The sequence below is a fragment of the uncultured Clostridium sp. genome (assembly GCF_934754915.1).
Classification (GTDB): Bacteria; Bacillota; Clostridia; order Clostridiales; family Clostridiaceae; genus Clostridium.
Genome location: NZ_CAKVKB010000002.1, coordinates 15,516 through 37,536 on the forward strand (window position 1 = coordinate 15,516; position 22,021 = coordinate 37,536).

The following is a 22,021-nucleotide window of genomic DNA, read 5'->3' on the forward strand; positions in this document are numbered from 1 at the left end:
CTGAACCCTCAATACAAAAACCTCAATGTATTTATTTAAATGCAATAAATGAATTATTTAAAAATCTTCCTATACAATAAAACACTTATTCGATTTTATTTTAGTAAAAACAATTTTATTATAAACACAATTGCTAATATAATCATAACAATTGAAACTTTTTTCTTTTCATCTTTTTTAGAAAAGAAGAAATTATATAATACATTTATTAAAACATAAGCAATTACTCCTATAGTAAGGCCATCTCCTATACTGTAAGTAAGAGGCATCATAGCAATTGTTATAAATGCTGGAAGACCTTCTGTTATCTCATTAAAATCTATATTTTTAACTGCTCCAAGCATTAAATATCCCACATATATAAGAGCTGGTGCTGTTGCACATGATGGAATTGCAATGAATATTGGTGAAAAAAACATCGCTATTAAAAATAAAATTCCTGATGTAACTGCTGTCCATCCAGTTCTTCCACCTGCTGCTACACCTGTAGAACTTTCAACATAAGTTGTTACTGTAGAAACACCTAAACATGCACCTACAGTAGTACCAATAGCATCTGACATTAAAGCTTTTCCTGCATTAGGCACTTTTCCATCCTCATCAAGCATTCCTGCTCTTGAACATACTCCCACTAATGTTCCAACTGTATCAAAAAAATCAACAAATAAAAACGTACATACAATTACAATAAAATTCATTATATTGCTTGGATGAAGCACATATGCCAAGTCTATCTTACCAGCAATTGGAGCAATACTTTCAAATTTAAAAATTCCTTCTGGAAGATAAATTCCGAGTGCTGCTGCATTTTCAGGATTGATAACAGCATATCCCCATGCCAATAATGTGCTTACTACTATACCTATTAAAATAGATGCTTTTGTTCCTTTTTTATCAAGTACTGCAATAATTATCACACCTATAAATGCAATCAATGCTGTTGGTAATGCAAAATTACCTAATGCAAGATATGTTGATTCATCAGCCACAACAAGTCCACTTCCTGTAAGACCTATAAATGCAATAAACAAGCCTATTCCAGCTGTTACAGCATGTTTCATATTCACTGGAATTGCATTAACCACAGCTTCCCTTACTTTAAATAATGACATCAATATAAATATAATTCCTTCAACAAACACAGCAGTTAATGCTACGTTCCATGATACTCCTTTACCAAGAACTACTGAATATGCAAAATATGCATTAAGTCCCATTCCTGAAGCTAATACAAATGGAAGATTGGCATAAACACCCATAATTATACTCGCAAATGCAGCTGCCAGACATGTTGATGTAACTAATGCACCTTTATCCATTCCTATTCCATCAGTTCCCAAAATATTAGGATTTACAGCTATAATATAAGCCATAGTAAGAAATGTAGTTATTCCTGCTATAATTTCTTTCTTAAAATCTACATTTTTGTTAGAAAATATTTCAAAAACTTTCTTCTGTTCATTTAATTTCTGCATCTTATACACTCCTAAACTTAAATACTAAAATAATTATTCATATCCTATATATTTCATATTATTTACAAAAAATTCTATACTTGTCCTTTCTATGTTATAAAAATTATATTTTCCGAATATTATTATACATTTTCAGTCGAACATTGTCAATTATTATCACTATATAGTTCTTTTTATAACGAATATTTTTCTTTGACTTTTCCTTATTTGTTCTTATTTATAATCACATCAAAATAGAGATATATATTGACATCAATATATATCTCTACATCATAAGTTTTATCATAAAAATTATATTTTATCAAATAATATTAAATTGAAAAATCTCTTTTATTTTATCTATATCATCACTATAGTTTATTGCTGCTATAAGTTTTATCCTAGCTTTTTGGCTCGTCAATACATCTCCAAAGATACAGCCTATCTCTTTAAGCTCTTTTCCTCCTCCTTCATATCCATAAGACTCAAATACTCTTCCTTCAAAACATCTTGATACTATAACTACTGGTATATTCTTCATAACAGCTCTCTTTATTCCTTCAACCATAGCAGGAGGTACATTTCCTCTTCCTAGTGCTTCTATTATTATTCCCTTAAATCCTTCTTCAATAGAAAAATCTATAAATCTCGAATCACTTCCTGCACTGCATTTTATTATTGCAACATCTTTTTCAACTGATTCTATTTTCATGTGAATGGACTTAGGATTATTTCTGTAAAAAATTACTCTATTATTATCTACTATACCTATAGGTCCAAAATTAGGAGTGCTAAAAGCATTTAATGCCATAGAATTTCTCTTTGTAACTTCAGATGCACTATGAAGTTCTCCATTAAAACACACAAGAACCCCTCTATTTTTTGAATCTTCTGATATTGCGGTGCATATTGAAGATGCAAGATTAAACGGTCCATCATATCCTAATTCAGAACTGCTTCTCATAGCTCCTGTTACAACTACAGGCTTTGAGCTATTAAGTGTAAGATCTAAAAAATAAGCACTCTCTTCAAGAGTATCTGTTCCATGAGTCACTACAACACCTGTTATATCCTCTCTATCTAAAAGTCCCTGAATTTGCTTTGACAATTCACACATAAGCTTTGGTGTCATGTAAGGTGAAGGCAAACTTGAAAAATTATAACTTTCTATTTCTGCAAATTCTTCAATTCCAGTCACCATTGCCATAATATCTTCACCACTAAGGCTTGGAACTGCAGCTTTTATCCTTTCATCAATTTTCATTGATATAGTTCCTCCATTGAATACCACTGCTATTTTTTTCATATTATTCCTCCATACATCTTTTGTATTTTTATTAAACTTATAATATTTTAAGTCTAATTTTATAATTGCTTTGTTTTATATATTTTGCAATTAATGATAAGATATTTTCAAAATTCTTTTCATATTATTAAAATAAATTTTTATCTTTCAATATATATTATAATCATAAATTGTAATATAATAAAAAACACTATTTCTAAATAGTAGTATATAATAATTTTATTTCGTGACGGCCACAACAAAAAACCCTTAGATTAAATCTAAGAGTTTTTTATATCTTTTTTGGCAGGTCGGCGTATCCTGCATCTCTGATTACTAAATTCATAGCGCGTGAGGAGCCTTTTCTCACCTCAAAAAATCAATTCCAACAAAAAATATATTACAATATATTTTCCTCAATTTCAATATCTTCTATTTTTACAAGTCGTCTTGTATATAATCTTGTTTTTAATTTAGATGGTGTTAATGGATACATTGTTGCCACATATATATATTCATCTTCTAAATCAATCTCCAGACATAAAAAAATTATAATATTATCAATTTTTTTAACTAACTCTATTGCTTGAGCTTTTTTACCATCATACTCTATTCCTACATAATCAGGTTCTTTGATTATTCTTTCAACAATATCTATTATATTGTCCTTAACCCTTTTTGTGAACTGCTTTCCATGTCTTTTTTTTATATGATTTATAACACCCGGAGAGGCATAAACAACTCTTGATATATTGAGTCCTAGGTTTGCACTTATAGATTCCTTAATTTTGCCAACTTTCTTATAAGCCTTATAATCACTTCTCATAATACCCCTCATTTACATCCTTTCTTTCATTATATATCAATATAACGTTTTTTTCTACCTGATCAATAAAATGATAAGTATATGTAATCTGACTATCAACTTATGTGTATGTGTTACAATCTGCAATATATAATTGTTAATTTACAACAACTGATGATTTCAAGACTTTTTTGATTACTATGTAGTTTCATTGTTCAGAACATATATGTTTTTTTGAATAAGAAAACCATAAGCCATAATTATAAAAATAAGCCAATACACAAATATATCAGCTTATTTTTTAATTTATGTGTAAAATACAAAATCAGGTCTTAAATATATATTCTCATTAACTATTTTTCAAACTTCAATAGATATAGATTTAAGTCTAAAAAACAGACATGAATAAAATATATTATAATATTATGCAGATCAATCCTCCATTTCCTTCATTAATTATCTTTTGAAGAGTCTTCTGAATTTTGACTTGTACATCTTCTGGCATCTTATATAATTTATTCTGTAATCCTTCTTTGACCAATACCTCTAATGATTTTCCAAACATATTGCTCTGCCAAAGCTGTGCAGGATCAGTTTCAAATTGATCAAGAAGTCCTTTTACAAGTTCTTCTGATTCTTTTTCAGATCCCATTATAGGACTTATTTCTGTTTTAACATCGCATTTAATCAAATGAAGGCTCGGAGCACTTGCTTTTAATTTAACACCAAATTTACTTCCTTGTCTTACAATTTCAGGCTCTTCAAATTTCATCTCAGAAAGCTGTGGAGCTACAAGTCCATAACCTGTTTCTTTAACTTCATCTAATGCTTCCTTTACTTTATCATATTCACATTTTGCATGAGTCAAATCTTTTATGATTCCCAAAAGATCACTCTCTGAACCAACTTCAAGATTACATATTTCACTTAAAACCTTATAAAAAATTCCATCTCTAGGTTTCATAAGTACTTTGGCCATTCCATTTCCAAGATTGACTTCTTTTATAACAGCACTTCCCATAAAATCTTCATCTTCAAAATTATTAAGGCAATATTTAATATCCCTTATTTTAGAAACATCCTGACACATGTCCATAATTATGTTGAAAAAATCCTTCTTTAGCCAATGGCCTGCATCTAATTTTTCAAGCCATTCAGGCATATCTATATCTATTTCTTTTACTGGGAATTCCTTTAGTACAGATTTAAATAATTCTCCAATATCTTCTTCTCCCATGTTGTAAACATCCATTATCTGAACTGTAACATTATACTTTGCCTCCAGTTCAATTTTCAAACTCTTTGTTTCCTGAGAATTAGGTTTTATAGTATTGAGTATGATAATGAATGGTTTATTCAAAGACTGGAGTTCTGAGACAACTCTTTCTTCAGCTTCTACATAATCTTCCCTGTCTATTCCTGTAATAGTTCCATCAGTAGTCACAACAAGGCCTATTGTAGAATGATCATCAATAACCTTTCTAGTTCCAATCTCTGCTGCATCTTCAAATGGTATTTCATAATCATACCATGGTGTATGAACCATCTTACTTTCTTCTCCATCCATATATCCAAGTGCACTTTTTACTATATATCCTACGCAATCTACCATTCTCACTTTAAATTTTATTTCATCATCTAAAGTTATTTCTACTGCTTCATTAGGTACAAATTTAGGTTCAGTTGTATGAATGCTTTTTCCTGAACCGCTTTGTGGAAGTTCATCTTTAGCCCTCTCTTTTTTATAAGTATTGTCTATCTTTGGTATGACCATCAAGTCCATGAACTTCTTTATGAAGGTGGATTTTCCTGTTCTTACAGGTCCAACAACACCAACATATATGTCCCCTTGCGTTCTATCTGCTATATCTTTGTATATGTTAAAATTCTCCACATGATTTCCCTCCCATATTCTTTTTACCAATATATATATATTCTATAGAATTCGGAAATATACACATTAATGTATTTATAAATTACTTATTTCAGACCTGATGTTTATAAGTTTACATGCAATATATACATTCTATATAGATTATGCATACTTTGATTAATATGGACTAGTAAAAATCAGAATATGAAAAAAGACAGTATTTTCTATAAATTAACTTTATTAAAAATACCATCTTTTATTAAATAAATTCTATTTATCTTGAGATAAATCTATAGTAAATTCTTCTCCAACTTTCATATATTCACTCTCATCCGGCATTTTACCATTAGTCTTCGGCATCTTAACTGCGTATGGTGCAAGTGTTAATATTTTCGCATTATCATCTATATTTTTATCAAAATTATCATATTTAAAATCTAAATATCCTTTTCTTCCTCTTGATATATAAAATATAACTTCATTATTTAAATCATCAGTTCCTCTCAATTGAATATCATAACTTTCATTTTCATTATCCCCTTCTACTTCAGCATAAATATTCTGCCCAATATCATTGCTCTTATATTTTTCTAGAGTCACCTTTTCTCCATTATCAAGTGAAAAACTATAATCTAACTTGATTTTATTTGTATTTTTCATAAGCATATCTTTGTTAGCTTTAAATTCAAAAACCCATTTTCCTCTTACTGTATCACTATGATTTATGCTTACTTTAGAATAAACAATTTTTATATCCAAATCTCCGTCAAGATCTTTTTCATCAACATTATCCAGATCATACATCAAAACGCTTTGACTTGTCTTATCATCTATTTTTCCAATTGAACCACTTTGTCCTGTAAATTTTACTTTTTTATTATTTATATATATAGTTTTATCTTCATCATAAACTTCATTATCATTTAAAGTTTTATCTGAACTTATATTGGTAGATATTATAAGCTCTCTTTCGTCCAATATAACTTCATTAAGCTGAATTGTAATGCCTTTGTCCGTTACACTTTTATTTACTACTGTCTTATAATCATCTATATTCTTTTCAATATTCAAAGCAGATTCAATATTTTCTTTTACCATCATCATAACTTCTGCTCCAGCCTGAGTAGATAATCCTACTGTTCCAATACATATGAATGAAATAATAGCTGCAGCTGCTGTATTCTTATATTTCTTTTTATTATTCTTTCCACATACTAATTTCTTTATATTTTTCTTAAACTTCTTTTTTTCAAGATCATTAAGAGGTTCAAACTCATAATCAGCTTCATCAAATTTTGCTTCATTAAGCATTTCATAGATATTATTTTTCATATTTTATTCCTCCATTTTCATTCAATCGAAAAATATTCCTTAATCTCTTTTTAGCACGTGAAATTCTGTTGTATATAATTTCTCTCTTTATCCCTGTATCTTCACTAACTTCATTCATATCTCTTTCTTCAACATAAAGTTTATGAAATATTTCCCTGTCTTTTTTATTCAAACAATTCATCAGTTCTGTCATCTCTATGCTGAGTTCGTTTTGCAATATTTCTTCTGTAAAATCATTATCCGCTATATACATATCATCTATATTGGAATTTTCTAAATCTCTTAAATATTTTCTTTTATAATCAATGGATTTAAATTTGGATATTCCTATTATCCAGTTTTTAAAACTGCTTCTTTCTTCATTAAAAGAATCAATATTATTCCAAATCGCTAATAATACATCATTTATGCATTCTTCCTGAACACTTGTCAGATTATATAGATGTTTCTTCACCACTGATTTAATAATACATCCATAAGTGTCTATGACATAATCCATGGCCCGTTCATTTTTTCTTCTCAACTGACCTATAAAATTTTCTTCATTTATTTTCATAATCAAATTCCTTCCCTGTAATATATTACAAATTCAAGCACCTTCACTTAATACTTCGTAACAATAAGAAGCATATCTATCAATTTATATTTATTTTAAGCAAAAAATTAAGCCTGAAGATATTTGAAATAAAATATCTTATTTCAAATACTTTCAGACTCTTCATCTCCGATAAATTCTAAATTCAATTAAAATAACTCACTTTTTTTATCTCTAATCATAAGATTATCAATTACTTTTTTGGGATTCTGTTTTTCAAACAATACTTTATATAATCCATCAGTTATAGGCATCGATATTCCCATCTTTTCTTTCAATTGATAGAATGCCCTGCAGGCCTTAACACCTTCAACAACCATTCCTACTTCTTCTAATGTATCGTCTAAAGATTTGCCCTTTCCTATCAATATTCCTGCTCTTCTATTTCTAGAATGTTTTGATGTACATGTTACTATCAAATCTCCCATTCCTGTAAGACCATAAAAAGTTTCAGCTCTTCCACCTAGTGCCATTCCTATCCTGCTTATTTCTTTCATTCCTCTTGTCATAAGTGCTGCTTTTGTGTTATCACCATAACCAAGTCCATCAAGAATTCCAGCTGCAAGAGCTATTATATTTTTAACAGCTCCTCCAATTTCCACGCCTATTATATCATCATTAGTATATATTCTTAGGTTAGGAGTCATAAATAAATCCTGTACCTCAAAAGCATACTTCATATCTTCAGATGTACTCACAAGAGTTGTTGGAAGTTTCATAGCAATTTCTTCCGCATGACTTGGACCAGACAAAACAACTACCGGATTATTCAATTCTTCTTTAATTACAATTGATAATCTTTCATCACTATCTTCTTCAATTCCTTTAGCAATAGAAATTATAGGTATGTTATCTGGAATATTTCCTTTAAGATTTTTGCACATACCTCGAATTACATGTGAAGGCACAGACAATACTATATAATCTGCACCTTCAACTGCTTCTTTTACATCTCCAAAAGCTGTAACCTTATCTGGAATTATTATATTTTTGATGTACTTTTCATTCGTTCTTTTAATATTAATTTCATCAACAACAGTTTTATCTCTATTGTATATGTTAACAATATTATTTTTTTCTGCAAGCAGTACAGCTAATGCTGTACCAAAACTTCCTCCGCCAAGAAAAGTAACTCTGCTCATACAATTATTCCTTTCTTTGTCTATACTCTATTTGTATACCAGTCCCCTTAAAATCAAAACTATCTCTTAGTTGATTTTCAATATATCTTTCATATGAGAAGTGTCTTGCTTCTGCATCATTTACAAAGAATACAAACTTTGGTGGTCTTGTTGCAACCTGAGTTGCATAATAAATCTTCATTCTCTTAAGACCTACAACTGGTGGTTCTTTCATAAGAACTGCTTTACTTATTACATCATTAAGTATTCCTGTTGAAACTCTCTTATTATAGTTATCATAACATTTTTTAGCCATTTGTAAAACCTTATGAGTTCTTTGTCCTGTCAATGCAGATATAAATAGATATTCTGCGTAATTTATAAACTTAAGCTTGCTTTGTAAATCCCTCTTAAAGTTGTCTAATGTCTTATCATCTTTTTCAACAAGATCCCATTTATTTACTATAACCATAATAGCTTTTCTCATTTCATGAGCATATCCTATTATCTTTTCATCCTGTTCAGTTATTCCTTCTGTCGCATCTATCATTAATATACATACATCAGCTCTTTCAATTGCAGCATATGTTCTTACAACACTATATCTTTCAATTTCTTCTTTTACTTTACTTTTTCTTCTAAGACCTGCTGTATCTATAAGTATAAACTTGCCTTCTTCAGTTTCAAGTTCACTGTCAATAGCATCTCTTGTAGTTCCTGCCACTTCTGAAACTATAACCCTTTCTTCACCTAAAAGTTTATTTATGAGTGATGATTTACCTACATTAGGTTTACCAATCATAGCTATTCTTACAAATTCATCTTCATCCTGTTCATATATGGATTCATCAAAATTTTCAACAACTTTATCAAGCATATCTCCAAGTCCTAATCCCTGTGAAGCTGATATTGTAATTGGATCACCTATTCCTAAATTATAAAATTCCCATGCATTATCTTCTTCTTTTAATGAATCCACTTTATTAACGACTAAAACTACAGGTTTTTTACTCTTCCTAAGCATTGTTGCAACTTCATGGTCAGCAGCTGTCAATCCTTCTTTACCATCAACAATAAATACTATAACATCGGCTGTCTCTATTGCTATATTTGCCTGTCTTCTCATCTGCTTCATTATTATATCATTTCTTTCAGGTTCAATACCACCTGTATCAATCATTGTAAATGTATGGTTAAGCCATTCAGCTTCTGCATAAACTCTATCTCTTGTAACACCAGGTGTATCTTGAACTATAGAAATTCTCTTTCCTGCCAGTCTGTTAAATAATGTTGACTTACCAACATTTGGTCTTCCAACCATAGCAACTATAGGTTTTGCCATAATTTTTCCTCCTTATATCTATTGTTTTTTGAACAAATTTTCTTATGTTCCTTAATCTATTATGCCTTTTTATTTATTACCATTAATAGAAACAAGTATATTATTTTTATTTCACATTACTATATTTTAATTATAACATACTATCTTTTGTTATATTACATTATGAAATAGGTTAAGTCAACAGAATTACTTGTATGTTTATATTGCTTTCGTAAAAAAACTACTATATTATCAGTTGCTATCTTTTCCATATAAATCTAATTTTATTCAAAAATAAAATCTCCATGTTATTTAAAAGTCCTCTTTAAAAATGAACCTTATAAAATAGTAAAACATGGAGATTTTCAATATAATATTTATCCAATTTCCTGATACTTTGGATTTAATATTTCTGATATATTTGAATTATAGAGACTTTGTTTCATCAGTTCCTCTTGACTATCTATCAATCTTCCAGCAATAGATCTTTTTACATATGTTCCATCACTAGTAAGCTGACGTGCTTTTACATTATCCTTTAATATAATTTCTATAATTGAATTAATTTTTGATTTTACACCCTCATCCAAGATAGGGCATGCTATTTCAACTCTTTTTTCTGTATTTCTTGTCATAAAATCTGCAGATGATATGTACATTTTTTGTTCATCGCCTTCTCCAAAGCTGTAAATCCTTGAATGTTCCAAAAATCTTCCAACTATACTTATTACTCTTATATTTTCCGTATACTTATCAATTCCTGGAATGATACTACATATTCCTCTTACAATAAGATCTATTTTTACTCCAGCACAAGATGCTTTTGAAAGTTCTTTAATTATGTCAACATCTGTTATTGAATTTAATTTTATTATTATCCTACCTTTATCTTTTTTCTCAATTTCCTTTCTTATCATTGATATTATTCTGTTTTTTAAATGAAAAGGAGATACTAAGAATAAATTATAGGAACCATTTAAATTTGCAATCGCCATATTTTTAAAGAAATTCACTGCATCAATTCCTATCATCTTATTAGAAGTTATTAATGATAAATCTGTATATAATTCTGCTGTTTTTTCATTAAAATTTCCTGTACTTACAAGAGTGAGATATTTTATTGTATCTTCCTCCTGTCTTGTTATAAGACATATTTTTGAGTGAACCTTAAATCCTTCAAATCCATAAATAAGCCTGCATCCAGATTCCTCCAGCCTCTCTGACCAGTCTATATTATTTTGTTCATCAAATCGTGCTCTCAATTCTATTACTACAGTAACATCTTTTCCATTTTCAGCTGCTTGGCAGAGATATTCTACTAATCTGGCTTTCTTTGCAAGTCTGTATATACAAATTTTTATTGATACAACAGATGAATCATTTGCTGCTTCCTTCACCATATTTAAAAATGGTTTCATACTGTAAAATGGATATGAAAGAAGCAGATCTTTATTTTCTGCTTGTTCTGCAATTGTTTTATCTGCAATTAAATCACATGATTTTTGTGGAGTAAACTTTGTATACAATAATTCCATTTTTAAAGAAAGAGATAATTTATTTTTTATCATTCCAATGTAATCTATTTTCATTGGAGATTTTGTACAAAATATCTGTTTCTTGGTTATATCAAATTTTTCACAGAAAAACTCTTCAAATTTTTTACTCAACTGATGACCAACTTCAACTCTGACTACTCCTAAACGCTGACGTTTAGACAACGCTTTCTTCATCATATATCTAAAATCCTCATTTACATCATAAGCTTCATCATCAGCAGTTACATCTGCATTTCTCGTAACACATATATAATTTTTTTCTGCTATGTTATACATATCAAAAACTTCATGAGCAAATTCAAGAATAATCTTTTCAATACTTATATATCTTATCTCATTTCCAGGTAAAAAGAGCACTTCTGGTAAAGCTGATGGAATTGGTATTATTCCAAATACATTCTTTCCTTTATTTTTAAGAATAGTCACTATATGAATAACCTTATTTAAAAGATGAGGAAATGGATGATGGGTATCTATTATCTGAGGTGATAATATTGGCAGTATATTAGCATTAAAATACTTCTCTATATAATTTTTTTCATCTATAGTAAGTTCATCCATAGATAATGATTGTATTCCATATGTTCTTAAGTTTTCTTCTATATCAAAATAAATTCTGTCTTTTTTCTTATATAGAGGCTTTACTTCTTCATATATTTTGTTTAATTGTTCATTTGGAGTCATTCCTGATCTGCTGTCTATTGCTTCATGTTCAACAATAGATAAATCCCACAAACTTCCCACTCTTATCATGAAAAATTCATCAAGATTGCTTATAAAAATTGATGTAAAAGATAATCTTTCTAAAAGAGGAACTGATTTATCCTCTCCTTCTTCTAATACACGTTCGTTGAATTTCAACCATGATAATTCTCTATTTTGGGTATACTTATATTTTTTCTTTTCATTGCTCATATGTGTTCCCCCTTCATTGGTTCCACTTAAAAAAATTGTAATTATGTTTATTATTTTTTCCCATTATCCTTTACTATCTTAATATTATCTTTTAGCACTTCTGAATTACTTTCTTGATTTTTAACATTATCACCTAATTCTTTAGTACTATTTTTTTCTATCTTTTTATTTTTTTCACTATTCTTTAATTCATTAATATTTTTCTGTGCTATATCTGAATTTGTATCTTTTCTCTCCAATTCAGTTTCTTTTTCCACTATATCACTTTTAACTTTTTGTTTATTTGCATCTTCTTTAATATATTTTTTTTCTTTCTTAATATTGTCTATAAGGTATCCTTCTCGAACTCCCCATTTACATAATTCTACAGTCTTACATCCATAGAATTTCATTATTGTCTTCAACATTATCATTCCAGTCAAAACTGTGTGTATTCTGTCTGGAACAACTTCTAAAATTTCTGAAACAGCTATATGAGGCTTGTCCTCAAAAATATTTATCAATCTTTTTATACTTTTTCTTTCTAATCTCTGTTCATTATTATCAAGTTCAAAAAAATCCCTGTTTAATTTAAACGCCCCTCTTATGCTTCCTCCAATCCCATAAGCTTCAGTATATTTAAATTCCATATCTGGAAGAGTAATTTTTTCTAATTCATTTACAATAGACTGTTTTATTTTCTTTTCTTCATTTTTAGTTGGAATAAGATTTTTCACATATTTTCTATATGTATTCAAAGATCCCATTGGAATAGACACGACTTTTTCAATTTTTTTATCTCTTACAAATGTTAATTCTGTACTGCCTCCTCCAATATCCATTATGATACCTTCATCAATATTTGTTTTTTGTGTAGCTCCAACAAAATCATAATATCCTTCTTCTTCTCCTGAAAGAACATTTACATTCATGCCTGTCTGTTCTTCTATTGTTTTTAAAACTTCTTTTGTATTATCTATATTTCTTAAAGATGCAGTAGCAAAAACAAATACTTTCTTTACACCTACTGCTTCTATAACCTTATTGTATTCATTTAATACAGATACTGCTTTTTCAATTCCTTTTTGTGTCATGATATTATTATCATCTACATATGATGCAAGGCCTGCAACTCTTTTTTTATTCATCATAGGCTCTACAATATTATCTACATTTTTATATAATGATAGTCTTATGGTATTAGAACCAATATCTATTACTCCAAACATATTTTTCTCCTTCTTTTTATCTACTTTATAAATATGTAAATACCGGATAAAACAATATACATTTGTTTTATCCAGTATACTATTTCTACATTAATATTTTATGTCTATGATATATATACTCTCTATTCATTAAGATCGACATAAACTCCATCTTTAGAAAATATTGTCCATTCACATAAATTTGTAACATGATCAGCTATTCTTTCAAGATATTTAATTACAAATAATAACTGCGCCCCTTCACCAACCAACTCTTCTTTTGATTTTATTATCCTGATTATGTCTTCAAACAACTGCCTGCATAATCCATCTACTTTATCATCTTCTTCACAAATCTTATAAGCATTTTTAGAATTATTTTGAACATAGGCATCAGTGGCAGATTTAATCATCATTCGTACTTTTGCTTCCATATCCCATAAATTATCCAGACTTCCATTAAACACATTTACATTTCTTCCTATTTTCTTTGTGAGTTTGCAGATATCTACTGCATGGTCAGCCATTCTTTCCAAATCAGTAACTACTTTTGAAGCTGCAAAAACCCTTCTTAAATCCGATGCTAAAGGCTGTTCTGTTGCAATAAACTTCACACATTCATCCTCTATTTTTTTCTGCATTTCATCAACTATGTCATCATTTTTCACTATAGAATCTATCTTGTCCAAATCATAATTTTTTAAACACAGCATACTCTCATATAATTGTTTTTCAGCTAGATTAGACATAGTTATAATATCTTTTTCTATATTTTTAACTCTTATATTTTGTAATTCTCTAGTCATCTATATTCCCTCCATTTCTTAGCCAAATCTTCCTGTTATATAATCTTCTGTCCTCTTATCTTTGGGATTGTAAAATATATCTTCTGTTTTTCCAAATTCAACAACTTCACCATTTAAGAAAAATGCTGTTTTATCTGCAATTCTTCCTGCCTGCTGCATGTTATGTGTAACTATTATTACTGTATATTTCTTTTTAAGTTCATCCATAAGTTCTTCCATTTTTGATGTAGATATTGGATCTAGCGCTGAAGTAGGTTCATCCATCAATATAACTTCTGGCGAAACTGCAAGAGTTCTTGCAATACACAATCTCTGCTGCTGTCCTCCAGACATTCCAAGTGCATTATCTTTTAATCTGTCCTTGGTTTCATCCCAAAGAGCTGCTCCTCTTAAACTCTTTTCAACTATTTCATCAAGCTGTTTTTTATTTGTTATGCCATGTATTTTAGGCCCATATGCTATATTGTTGTAAATAGACATAGGAAATGGATTTGGTCTTTGAAATACCATACCTATTCTTTTTCTTAAATGTATTTCATCATAATCTTTATATATGTCTTTTCCTTCAAATAATACTTCTCCATCAATTTTTACAATATCTATAAGATCATTCATTCTGTTTATAGTTCTTAAAAATGTTGATTTACCACATCCTGATGGTCCTATGAGAGCTGTAACCTCATTCTTATTTATACTCATATCTATGCTTTTTAAAGCCTGTTTCTCTCCATAATATAAATTTAAATTTTTAGTTTCAATAATACTCATAATTTCCTCCTACTTGCCGCTATAAGCTTTCATTAATTTGTTTCCTGCAAATTTTGCAATTATGTTAAATAATAGAACAGCAATTATAAGTACAGCTGCTGTACCATTTGCTATTTGTGCTGCATCTGGTACTATACCTTCTGAATTAAGTTTCCATATGTGTACAGCTAATGTTTCTGCCGGTCTGAATAATGAAAAAGCAGATTTGCCTCCTGCAAAACTTATTTGTGAAAAATCCAGTGCCTTTGAACTTAATCCTGCTGTATATAAAAATGCTGCTGCTTCACCAAATATTCTTCCTGCTGCAAGAAGTATACCAGTTATTATTTCACTCATAGCTGTTGGAAGGGTAAGCTTCACTATAGTCTGCCATTTAGTAGCTCCAAGCCCAAGAGATGCTTCTTTCACTCTCTTACTTGCAGCTCTTAGTGCATCTTCTGATATTCTTGTCATTGAAGGTATATTTAAGATACTTACTGACAATGCTCCTGCTAAAATTGAATACCCCCATCCTGCCATATTTACAAAAACCAGTAAACCAAACATACCAATTACTATTGAAGGAAGTGATGACATTGTTTCAAGACACATCCTTATAAAATTAACTATAGGTCCTTGTTTAGCATATTCAGCTAAATAGATTCCAGAACCAATTCCTATTGGTATGGTTATTAGAAGTGATATTATAAGCATATAAAAGGAATTAAATAATTGAGGTCCAATTCCACCGCCAGCTCCTGATATTTTTGGCTTTCCAAAAAGAAATGATGGCTTTAACATGCTTCCGCCTTTATATAAAATGTAAGCAATAAATGCACCAAGCAACACTACTATAAATATGCTTATTGTATAAAATACACCTGTTGCAATCTTATCTGCCTTTTTTGAATTTATCATCTGCTGCACCTCTTTCCAATAAATCTGACTAATAATATAAATGCAAATGATATGATTAACAGAATTAATGCTAATGACCATAATGCATCATTCCATAATGTTCCTGCAACTGTATTAGCCATGTCCATAGTTATAACACTTGTCAATGTGGACATTGAAGCAAAAATACTATCAGGTATTTTTACTGTATTTCCTATTACCATCTGAACTGCTAGTGCTTCTCCAAAAGCTCTTGCAACTCCAAGGACAATTCCTGTAAGTATTCCTGATTTTGCACCTGGTACTATTACCTTATATATGGTCTGCCATCTTGTTGCTCCAAGTCCATAAGATGCTTCAATATGATCTTTAGGAATAGTTTTTATGGCATCTATGCTTAAAGTAGCAATTGTAGGCAATATCATTAATGAAAGAACAAGAATTCCTGCAAATAATGAATATCCAACTCCTCCAAAATGACTTTTTATTATGGGAACTAAAACAGAAATTCCTACCCAGCCATAAACAACTGATGGTATACCAACTAAAATTTCAAGACATGGTTTTATAATCTTGCTTCCAAAACCTTTAGAAATAACATTTACAAATATGGCAAGACTTACTGCTATTGGAGCGCTTATTACTATTGCTCCTACTGATACCATGGTTGAGCCAGCAATGAAAGCTAAAGCTCCAAAGGAAGGTGTCTCCTGACTTGGCTGCCAGTTATCCTTAAATAAAAACTCCTTTATGCTATATCCATCTTGCGTAAACATTCTAATTCCTTTAGATGCAATAAATATAATAATGGATATTGTAATCAAAATTATTAATATTCCACAAGCCCATGCAAATCCCTGACCTATATATTCATTTTTCAGCCTTTCCTTAAAACTTCTTTTTTCCATTTCTACTCATCCTTAATATAATTTATTTTTAAGATTTTCCTTTATTAAAAATATAAGTGCTTTTTTACAAAGCACTTATATTTCATCCAGCCAAAGTTTTAATTTATTTTGTTTTCATTTCATTACCAGAAATGAAACTTAAATTTTCTAAACTTTCTTTATTTTCATCACTTGATATAAAATCTATAAATGCTTTTGAAACTTCATCAGGTTCACCTTTAGTATACATATGTCCCCATGACCAGAAAGGATATGAACCATCACAAATATTTGCTGTTTCTGCACTCTTTCCATCAATGCTTACCATAGTTAATGCTTCTTTAGCTTCATCTGTATTCATATAAGCAAGTCCTAAATAACTTATTGCTCCATCATTCTGTTTCATAGCTGTCAATACTGCTCCATTTGAATCCTGCATAACACCAATTGAATCATTTTCCAAACTCTTATCTCCATCTAGTATCTTTTCTTCAAAAGTAGCTCTTGTACCTGATCCGCTCTTTCTATGAACTACAAATATTTCTTTATCGGGACCTGTAGTTCCATCTGCTTTAGTTATCTGGTTCCAATTTGTTACTTTTCCTGAGAATATATCTTTAATCTGATCTTTTGTTAAACTGTCTATTCCTAGTGATTTGCTTACTGTAACTGCAAATCCTTGTGCAACTACCTTATGGTCAACCAACTGGCTTGCTTGGTCTTTTTCTAATTTATCTTCAGCAAATATATCTGAATTACCGATATTTACTGTTCCATCTAATACTTGAGTAAGACCAGTTCCTGATCCACCTGCTTGAGCACTTATTTCAACATCTGGATATTTTTCATTAAACTTTTCAATTGACTGTTCCATTAATGGAAGCAATGCTGAAGATCCGCTTATTGTTATTGATCCTTCAAGCTTTTGTTCTTGCTTAGTTCCTTCAGTTGAATTTCCAGCAGCGTTTCCAGCATCACTGCTGCTTCCACATCCAAGCATTCCCACTCCCATTACTGTTACTAATAAAGCGCTTGCTAATAATTTTAAAGATTTTCTTTTCATTGTAGTTCCCCCTGAACAAAAATATTTGTAAAACATTTTTTATTTTCTTTCTTCCTTACAAGTTATATAATACCCCTTATAAGTTAAGTAATTATTATGTACATGTTAACTTATATTAGATGTATGTTAAGAAATTTTAACATACGCTATATAGTAATTAACAAAAAAGAACTATTATATAAGTTATTAATCTTGAATTCAGCTTATGTTAATACCTGTAATTTAACACTTCTTAATCAAAATTCTTATATAATAGTTCTACATTATTAAATATTCTTTTTAATATATCTGTTAATTTTTAGATTTAACCTAAATTTTAAACAACTTGATCTTTTATAACCACATTATCTTTATTAATAAACTTTTTAATATAATCATGTAAGACTTTTTTATTCATTTCTCTTAAATGCAATTCATCATTATATTTTTGAATAGAATAATCAGAATAGTCCTTGTTTATGAGCAATGATTCTTCATTATAAAGTTTCAAATATTCATTAGAATATTCATATGCTGATTCATAATCTCCTTTGTTTGAGAAGATTTCTGACAATCGTTGGCATACATATTTTTTAACTTTAGTATCATCATTAGAATTCATTAAATTTTTAAAATTTTCTATTGCCTCATCAACATTTCCTTTTAAATAGTTTAAATAATTATAATTTATTGCATATTCCATATCCATTCTAATTAATTTTCCATTATTAAGATCTACTTGATTTAAATCAATCAAATTTAGATGTTCTTCTGCTTTTTCTAGATATTCCTGTGTAGTTTTTCCACTCATTTCATATTTTCCTATGTAATAATTTGTCAAACATATATTATACAATTCATTAAAATATGGTTCATCACTATCTTTGAAAAAATCTGAATATTCATCTAATAGCTCTTCAAATTTTTTCATATTATTTTCATCATTATCATCGGAAATATATATCGCAAATAAATTTTTCAACATAATGAATTTTTGGGATCTTTCACTTTCTTTATCTTCTATATCTAAATTTAATCCTTCTTTAAATAAATTTTCAGCATTATCATAATCTCCTAAAATTTCATAAACAAGTGCCATATTTGCATATACTCTAACCATATAGAAATCACCATTTTGAATTTTTTCTGATTCTAATAAAGCTTTTATTTCCAAGTCATTTTCCAAACTTTTTGCGTATTTGCCATGTTCCATATATAATGATGCTAAAGTGTCTTTAAGCAAAACAATACATTCACCATCTAATTTAGCTTCAGATTGTAGTAATTTTTCAAATTCATTTATTATAATTTCATACTGATATTCTGTATTCATAACCAGTGGAGAAAATGAATACAATAGTTTATAATTTTTATTCCAATCTTTAATTGTATTTTCCTCATAAACTTTTTTACTATTTCAATAGTTTCATCTTCATTACCTAAATAAAGATCTGAATAAGCTATTAAAAATTCATTATATGTTTTTACAAAATCATCTTTAAATTCATCTTTTTTTAATTTTGCAGTATTACTATATTCATTAACTTCTTCCATGTTTTTGTCTAAATAGTATCCATAAGAAATAAAAAAATAATCTTCCGCGGATAATTCTTCACCGCTGTTCATCTTATCTATATTTTTCTGTTTATATTCTTGAAATTGATCATAGTCTAATTGTCCTTTATTTTGAACTTTTTCCTTCAAACTTTGCGTTAATAAATATTCTGTTGAATTTCTTTTTATATAAATATTCACGCCACATATAATTATTAATACTAAACTAAAAATTACTGAGATACAAATTTTTAATTTTTTATTCATACATCTTCTCCTAAAATATATTTTTAAAAATTTATAAAATCAGTCTTATAGCTTATTTTTTATATCTAAAATAAATCTGTATAATATATCATCCAATCATTAAAATTACATACTCTTCTTTATGATTCAATTTTTAAACAGTTTTATTAACCTCGAATTCAAAGAATATTATTTACTCTTTGGCAGCTGGCTGACATGATTTTACTAATTTTAGTCCCTTTAGCTTTGCGTCACCAAATTTCCTTAGTTTTGCTTAAATATTAATTTATATTATCTTCCCATAACGAACACCATATAATTCTATATTTTTCAACATTTTTTATGCTTAATTGTAATAAAAAGTTATTTTCTGTCAAATAGTGTTTTTGAAAACTCTTTTTCATTCAGCAATTTATATAAATTAAAACATTTATATAAAAAAATAATTTAGCATCAGATTCATTTCATAAATGACTCTTTTGTTCTCTCACATTCCTCATCTATAATTAGTTAAATAATGTATAATTGAAAATGGAGCATGAAATATTTTCGATATTTTTACCTGTATAAAACAAAATTTACATATAATTTTAATATTATAATACATTATATCTATATTTTAGTTTTAAGCATTTTTACACTTTCCCAAAAACTAAAGCAGAGTGAAACATTACAGAATTTATCTTAATGTATTCACTCTATTTTAATATTATATATATGGAATTTTAACTTCAAATGTAGTTCCTTCTCCAAATACACTATCTACATTTATTTCACCATTAAATATCTTAACAATATGTTTTACAATAGCAAGCCCCAAACCAGTACCTCCCTTTTTCCTTGATTTATCAACTCTATAAAATCTTTCAAAAATACGAGATACATCTTTCTTTGGTATTCCAATCCCATTATCTTTTACTATAAGATAATAATATCCAGCTTCATTATAACTTGTTATCTTTACATAGCTGTCCTTTCCTTTTGAATATTTAACAGCATTTTCAATAAGATTTAATGCAAGCTGATAAAATTTATCTTTATCACCTAATATACATTCACTGCTGTCATCTTGAAATTCAATATCTACATTTCTAATTTTTGCAGTTTTTTTCAACATATTAGCCACTTCCTCAATAACAACTCCAGGTCTAAATTCTTCAACATCTGATACAAGATTACTTTCAATGTTAGATAATACAAGTATGTCATTGATAAGTCTTGTCAGCCTTTCAGCTTCTTTATTTATAATATTTAAAAATTTTTCTCTTGTTGCACTGTCTTCAACAATTTTTAATGTTTCAGCAAACCCTTTAATAGATGTCAAAGGAGTCTTAAGTTCATGAGATACATTAGCAACAAACTGACTTCTCATAAGTTCAACCCTTTTCATGTCGGTTATATCTTGAAAACTTATTACCATTCCTAAATTAACCTTCTTGTCCAACATTTCAGATTTTTTTATTTTAATATTTCTTTCTATTGGATGAAGTATAGTTATTTCTTTGTCCTGTTCTTCTGCATTTTCTAAAAAATCAATTATTTCATGATCTGTAATATAATCTGTCAATTTTTCACCACTAATATTTTTCTTTATTCCTAAAAGAAGTTCTGCTGCTGGATTAATTGAAATAACTTTATTTTCATTATCTACTGCAACAATTCCACTATCCATACTATTAAATATAGCTTCTAATTTAGTTTGATTGTTTATAACTTCCTGAATTTTATTCTGCAATTCATCAGCCATATTATTAAAACTTCTGCTTAAAGTTCCAAGCTCATCATTTCCATTTACTTTAGCCCTTATTTTATAGTCTCCATTAGTCATTTTTAATGTTACACTTTCCAATTCTTTTACAGGTTCAACAATCTTTCTTATCATCCTTAATGCAAATAACACAGAAAAAATTACTGTAATAAGCACTAGTGGTAGATAGTATTTTATTTTTTCTTGCTGCATCATCCTTATAGTATTTACTGGTACAGAACTTCTTATTATTAAATTGTCATTTATTTTTGTGGCATAATATATATAGTTCAAGCTCATAGTTTCACTGTATCTGCTTACATATCCTTCACCATACTGAATAGCTTGTTTCACTTCTTCCCTGTCTTTATGATTTTCTTCTGTATTGCTTTCACTATCATATAATACAGATCCATCCATTCTTATAAGTGTAAATCTTATTTTCATATCATCAATTCTGATATTATCACATTGTTTTATTTTTTCCTCAATATCACTTCCAGATTGAGAAATTAAAAAATTAATACTTCTGAGAGAATCCTTTGCACTTCTTATCTGTTCCATATTAGTAACAATTGTAAACAAAGATGTTACTATCAATATTGCAGATAAAACAGTTATTATAACAAGACTTAATATTTTATTCTTCAT

18 protein-coding genes and 1 riboswitch are annotated in these 22,021 nt (G+C 28.7%); all 18 genes read right to left on the reverse strand.

Features of this window, described 5'->3' with window-relative positions:
• Positions 1-95: 95 nt before the first annotated feature.
• The gene (locus Q0F58_RS00600; protein ID WP_294371072.1) at positions 96-1,475 is read right to left on the reverse strand and encodes an NCS2 family permease; all 1,380 of its coding nucleotides are present in this window, start codon (positions 1,473-1,475) and stop codon (positions 96-98) included.
• Between the two features lie 301 nt (positions 1,476-1,776).
• The gene (locus Q0F58_RS00605; protein ID WP_294371074.1) at positions 1,777-2,760 is read right to left on the reverse strand and encodes an asparaginase; all 984 of its coding nucleotides are present in this window, start codon (positions 2,758-2,760) and stop codon (positions 1,777-1,779) included.
• Between the two features lie 379 nt (positions 2,761-3,139).
• On the reverse strand, positions 3,140-3,565 hold the full coding sequence (locus tag Q0F58_RS00610) for a hypothetical protein (RefSeq protein ID WP_294371076.1): 426 nt from the start codon (positions 3,563-3,565) through the stop codon (positions 3,140-3,142).
• A 394-nt stretch (positions 3,566-3,959) separates the two neighbouring features.
• Positions 3,960-5,438, reverse strand: a complete 1,479-nt coding sequence (gene spoIVA, locus Q0F58_RS00615) for a stage IV sporulation protein A (protein WP_294371079.1) — start codon at positions 5,436-5,438, stop codon at positions 3,960-3,962.
• A 249-nt stretch (positions 5,439-5,687) separates the two neighbouring features.
• A complete protein-coding gene (locus Q0F58_RS00620) occupies positions 5,688-6,749 on the reverse strand; it encodes a DUF4179 domain-containing protein (protein ID WP_294371081.1) in 1,062 nt (353 codons plus the stop codon).
• On the reverse strand, positions 6,739-7,305 hold the full coding sequence (locus tag Q0F58_RS00625; protein WP_294371083.1) for a sigma-70 family RNA polymerase sigma factor: 567 nt from the start codon (positions 7,303-7,305) through the stop codon (positions 6,739-6,741). Before Q0F58_RS00625 ends, Q0F58_RS00620 begins: the two co-directional genes overlap by 11 nt.
• Before the next feature lie 188 nt (positions 7,306-7,493).
• Positions 7,494-8,486 carry an NAD(P)H-dependent glycerol-3-phosphate dehydrogenase gene (locus Q0F58_RS00630; protein WP_294371086.1) on the reverse strand — a complete coding sequence of 331 codons (993 nt, stop codon included), beginning with the start codon at positions 8,484-8,486 and terminating at the stop codon, positions 7,494-7,496.
• Between the two features lie 4 nt (positions 8,487-8,490).
• The gene (der, locus tag Q0F58_RS00635) at positions 8,491-9,807 is read right to left on the reverse strand and encodes a ribosome biogenesis GTPase Der (RefSeq protein WP_294371088.1); all 1,317 of its coding nucleotides are present in this window, start codon (positions 9,805-9,807) and stop codon (positions 8,491-8,493) included.
• Positions 9,808-10,163: 356 nt separating this feature from the next.
• Positions 10,164-12,257 (reverse strand): polyphosphate kinase 1, encoded by a 2,094-nt coding sequence (gene ppk1, locus Q0F58_RS00640; protein ID WP_294371091.1) that lies wholly within the window; start codon positions 12,255-12,257, stop codon positions 10,164-10,166.
• A gap of 50 nt (positions 12,258-12,307) precedes the next feature.
• On the reverse strand, positions 12,308-13,465 hold the full coding sequence (locus Q0F58_RS00645) for a phosphatase (RefSeq protein WP_294371094.1): 1,158 nt from the start codon (positions 13,463-13,465) through the stop codon (positions 12,308-12,310).
• A gap of 122 nt (positions 13,466-13,587) precedes the next feature.
• The gene (gene phoU, locus Q0F58_RS00650) at positions 13,588-14,250 is read right to left on the reverse strand and encodes a phosphate signaling complex protein PhoU (protein ID WP_294371095.1); all 663 of its coding nucleotides are present in this window, start codon (positions 14,248-14,250) and stop codon (positions 13,588-13,590) included.
• Positions 14,251-14,268: 18 nt separating this feature from the next.
• On the reverse strand, positions 14,269-15,018 hold the full coding sequence (gene pstB / locus Q0F58_RS00655; protein ID WP_294371097.1) for a phosphate ABC transporter ATP-binding protein PstB: 750 nt from the start codon (positions 15,016-15,018) through the stop codon (positions 14,269-14,271).
• Between the two features lie 9 nt (positions 15,019-15,027).
• Positions 15,028-15,912, reverse strand: a complete 885-nt coding sequence (gene pstA, locus Q0F58_RS00660) for a phosphate ABC transporter permease PstA (RefSeq protein WP_294371247.1) — start codon at positions 15,910-15,912, stop codon at positions 15,028-15,030.
• Positions 15,912-16,802, reverse strand: coding sequence for a phosphate ABC transporter permease subunit PstC (gene pstC, locus Q0F58_RS00665; RefSeq protein ID WP_294371100.1), 891 nt, complete (start codon positions 16,800-16,802; stop codon positions 15,912-15,914). Before pstC ends, pstA begins: the two co-directional genes overlap by 1 nt.
• 103 nt (positions 16,803-16,905) lie before the next feature.
• Positions 16,906-17,844 carry a phosphate ABC transporter substrate-binding protein gene (locus tag Q0F58_RS00670; RefSeq protein WP_294371103.1) on the reverse strand — a complete coding sequence of 313 codons (939 nt, stop codon included), beginning with the start codon at positions 17,842-17,844 and terminating at the stop codon, positions 16,906-16,908.
• Positions 17,845-18,160: 316 nt separating this feature from the next.
• Entirely contained in the window at positions 18,161-19,156 is a 996-nt protein-coding gene (locus Q0F58_RS00675) for a lipopolysaccharide assembly protein LapB (RefSeq protein ID WP_294371105.1), read from the reverse strand.
• Complete coding sequence (locus Q0F58_RS00680; protein ID WP_294371111.1) at positions 19,153-19,644, reverse strand: hypothetical protein; 492 nt, start codon at positions 19,642-19,644, stop codon at positions 19,153-19,155. Before Q0F58_RS00680 ends, Q0F58_RS00675 begins: the two co-directional genes overlap by 4 nt.
• A 178-nt stretch (positions 19,645-19,822) precedes the next feature.
• Positions 19,823-19,908: riboswitch (cyclic di-GMP riboswitch) on the reverse strand.
• 424 nt (positions 19,909-20,332) lie between these two features.
• The gene (locus Q0F58_RS00685) at positions 20,333-22,021 is read right to left on the reverse strand and encodes an ATP-binding protein (RefSeq protein WP_294371114.1); all 1,689 of its coding nucleotides are present in this window, start codon (positions 22,019-22,021) and stop codon (positions 20,333-20,335) included.

What these genes read in the sequence shown, in the direction of transcription:
- Q0F58_RS00675 (WP_294371105.1), bottom strand. Translation starts at nt 19,156, where the DNA reads ATGAATACAGAATATCAGTATGAAATTATAATAAATGAATTTGAAAAA.
- ppk1 (WP_294371091.1), bottom strand. Translation starts at nt 12,257, where the DNA reads ATGAGCAATGAAAAGAAAAAATATAAGTATACCCAAAATAGAGAATTA.
- der (WP_294371088.1), bottom strand. Translation starts at nt 9,807, where the DNA reads ATGGCAAAACCTATAGTTGCTATGGTTGGAAGACCAAATGTTGGTAAG.
- Q0F58_RS00605 (WP_294371074.1), bottom strand. Translation starts at nt 2,760, where the DNA reads ATGAAAAAAATAGCAGTGGTATTCAATGGAGGAACTATATCAATGAAA.
- pstC (WP_294371100.1), bottom strand. Translation starts at nt 16,802, where the DNA reads ATGGAAAAAAGAAGTTTTAAGGAAAGGCTGAAAAATGAATATATAGGT.
- Q0F58_RS00645 (WP_294371094.1), bottom strand. Translation starts at nt 13,465, where the DNA reads ATGTTTGGAGTAATAGATATTGGTTCTAATACCATAAGACTATCATTA.
- Q0F58_RS00685 (WP_294371114.1), bottom strand. Translation starts at nt 22,021, where the DNA reads ATGAAGAATAAAATATTAAGTCTTGTTATAATAACTGTTTTATCTGCA.
- Q0F58_RS00610 (WP_294371076.1), bottom strand. Translation starts at nt 3,565, where the DNA reads ATGAGAAGTGATTATAAGGCTTATAAGAAAGTTGGCAAAATTAAGGAA.
- Q0F58_RS00680 (WP_294371111.1), bottom strand. Translation starts at nt 19,644, where the DNA reads ATGAATAAAAAATTAAAAATTTGTATCTCAGTAATTTTTAGTTTAGTA.
- Q0F58_RS00670 (WP_294371103.1), bottom strand. Translation starts at nt 17,844, where the DNA reads ATGAAAAGAAAATCTTTAAAATTATTAGCAAGCGCTTTATTAGTAACA.
- Q0F58_RS00625 (WP_294371083.1), bottom strand. Translation starts at nt 7,305, where the DNA reads ATGAAAATAAATGAAGAAAATTTTATAGGTCAGTTGAGAAGAAAAAAT.
- Q0F58_RS00600 (WP_294371072.1), bottom strand. Translation starts at nt 1,475, where the DNA reads ATGCAGAAATTAAATGAACAGAAGAAAGTTTTTGAAATATTTTCTAAC.
- Q0F58_RS00630 (WP_294371086.1), bottom strand. Translation starts at nt 8,486, where the DNA reads ATGAGCAGAGTTACTTTTCTTGGCGGAGGAAGTTTTGGTACAGCATTA.
- pstB (WP_294371097.1), bottom strand. Translation starts at nt 15,018, where the DNA reads ATGAGTATTATTGAAACTAAAAATTTAAATTTATATTATGGAGAGAAA.
- Q0F58_RS00620 (WP_294371081.1), bottom strand. Translation starts at nt 6,749, where the DNA reads ATGAAAAATAATATCTATGAAATGCTTAATGAAGCAAAATTTGATGAA.
- phoU (WP_294371095.1), bottom strand. Translation starts at nt 14,250, where the DNA reads ATGACTAGAGAATTACAAAATATAAGAGTTAAAAATATAGAAAAAGAT.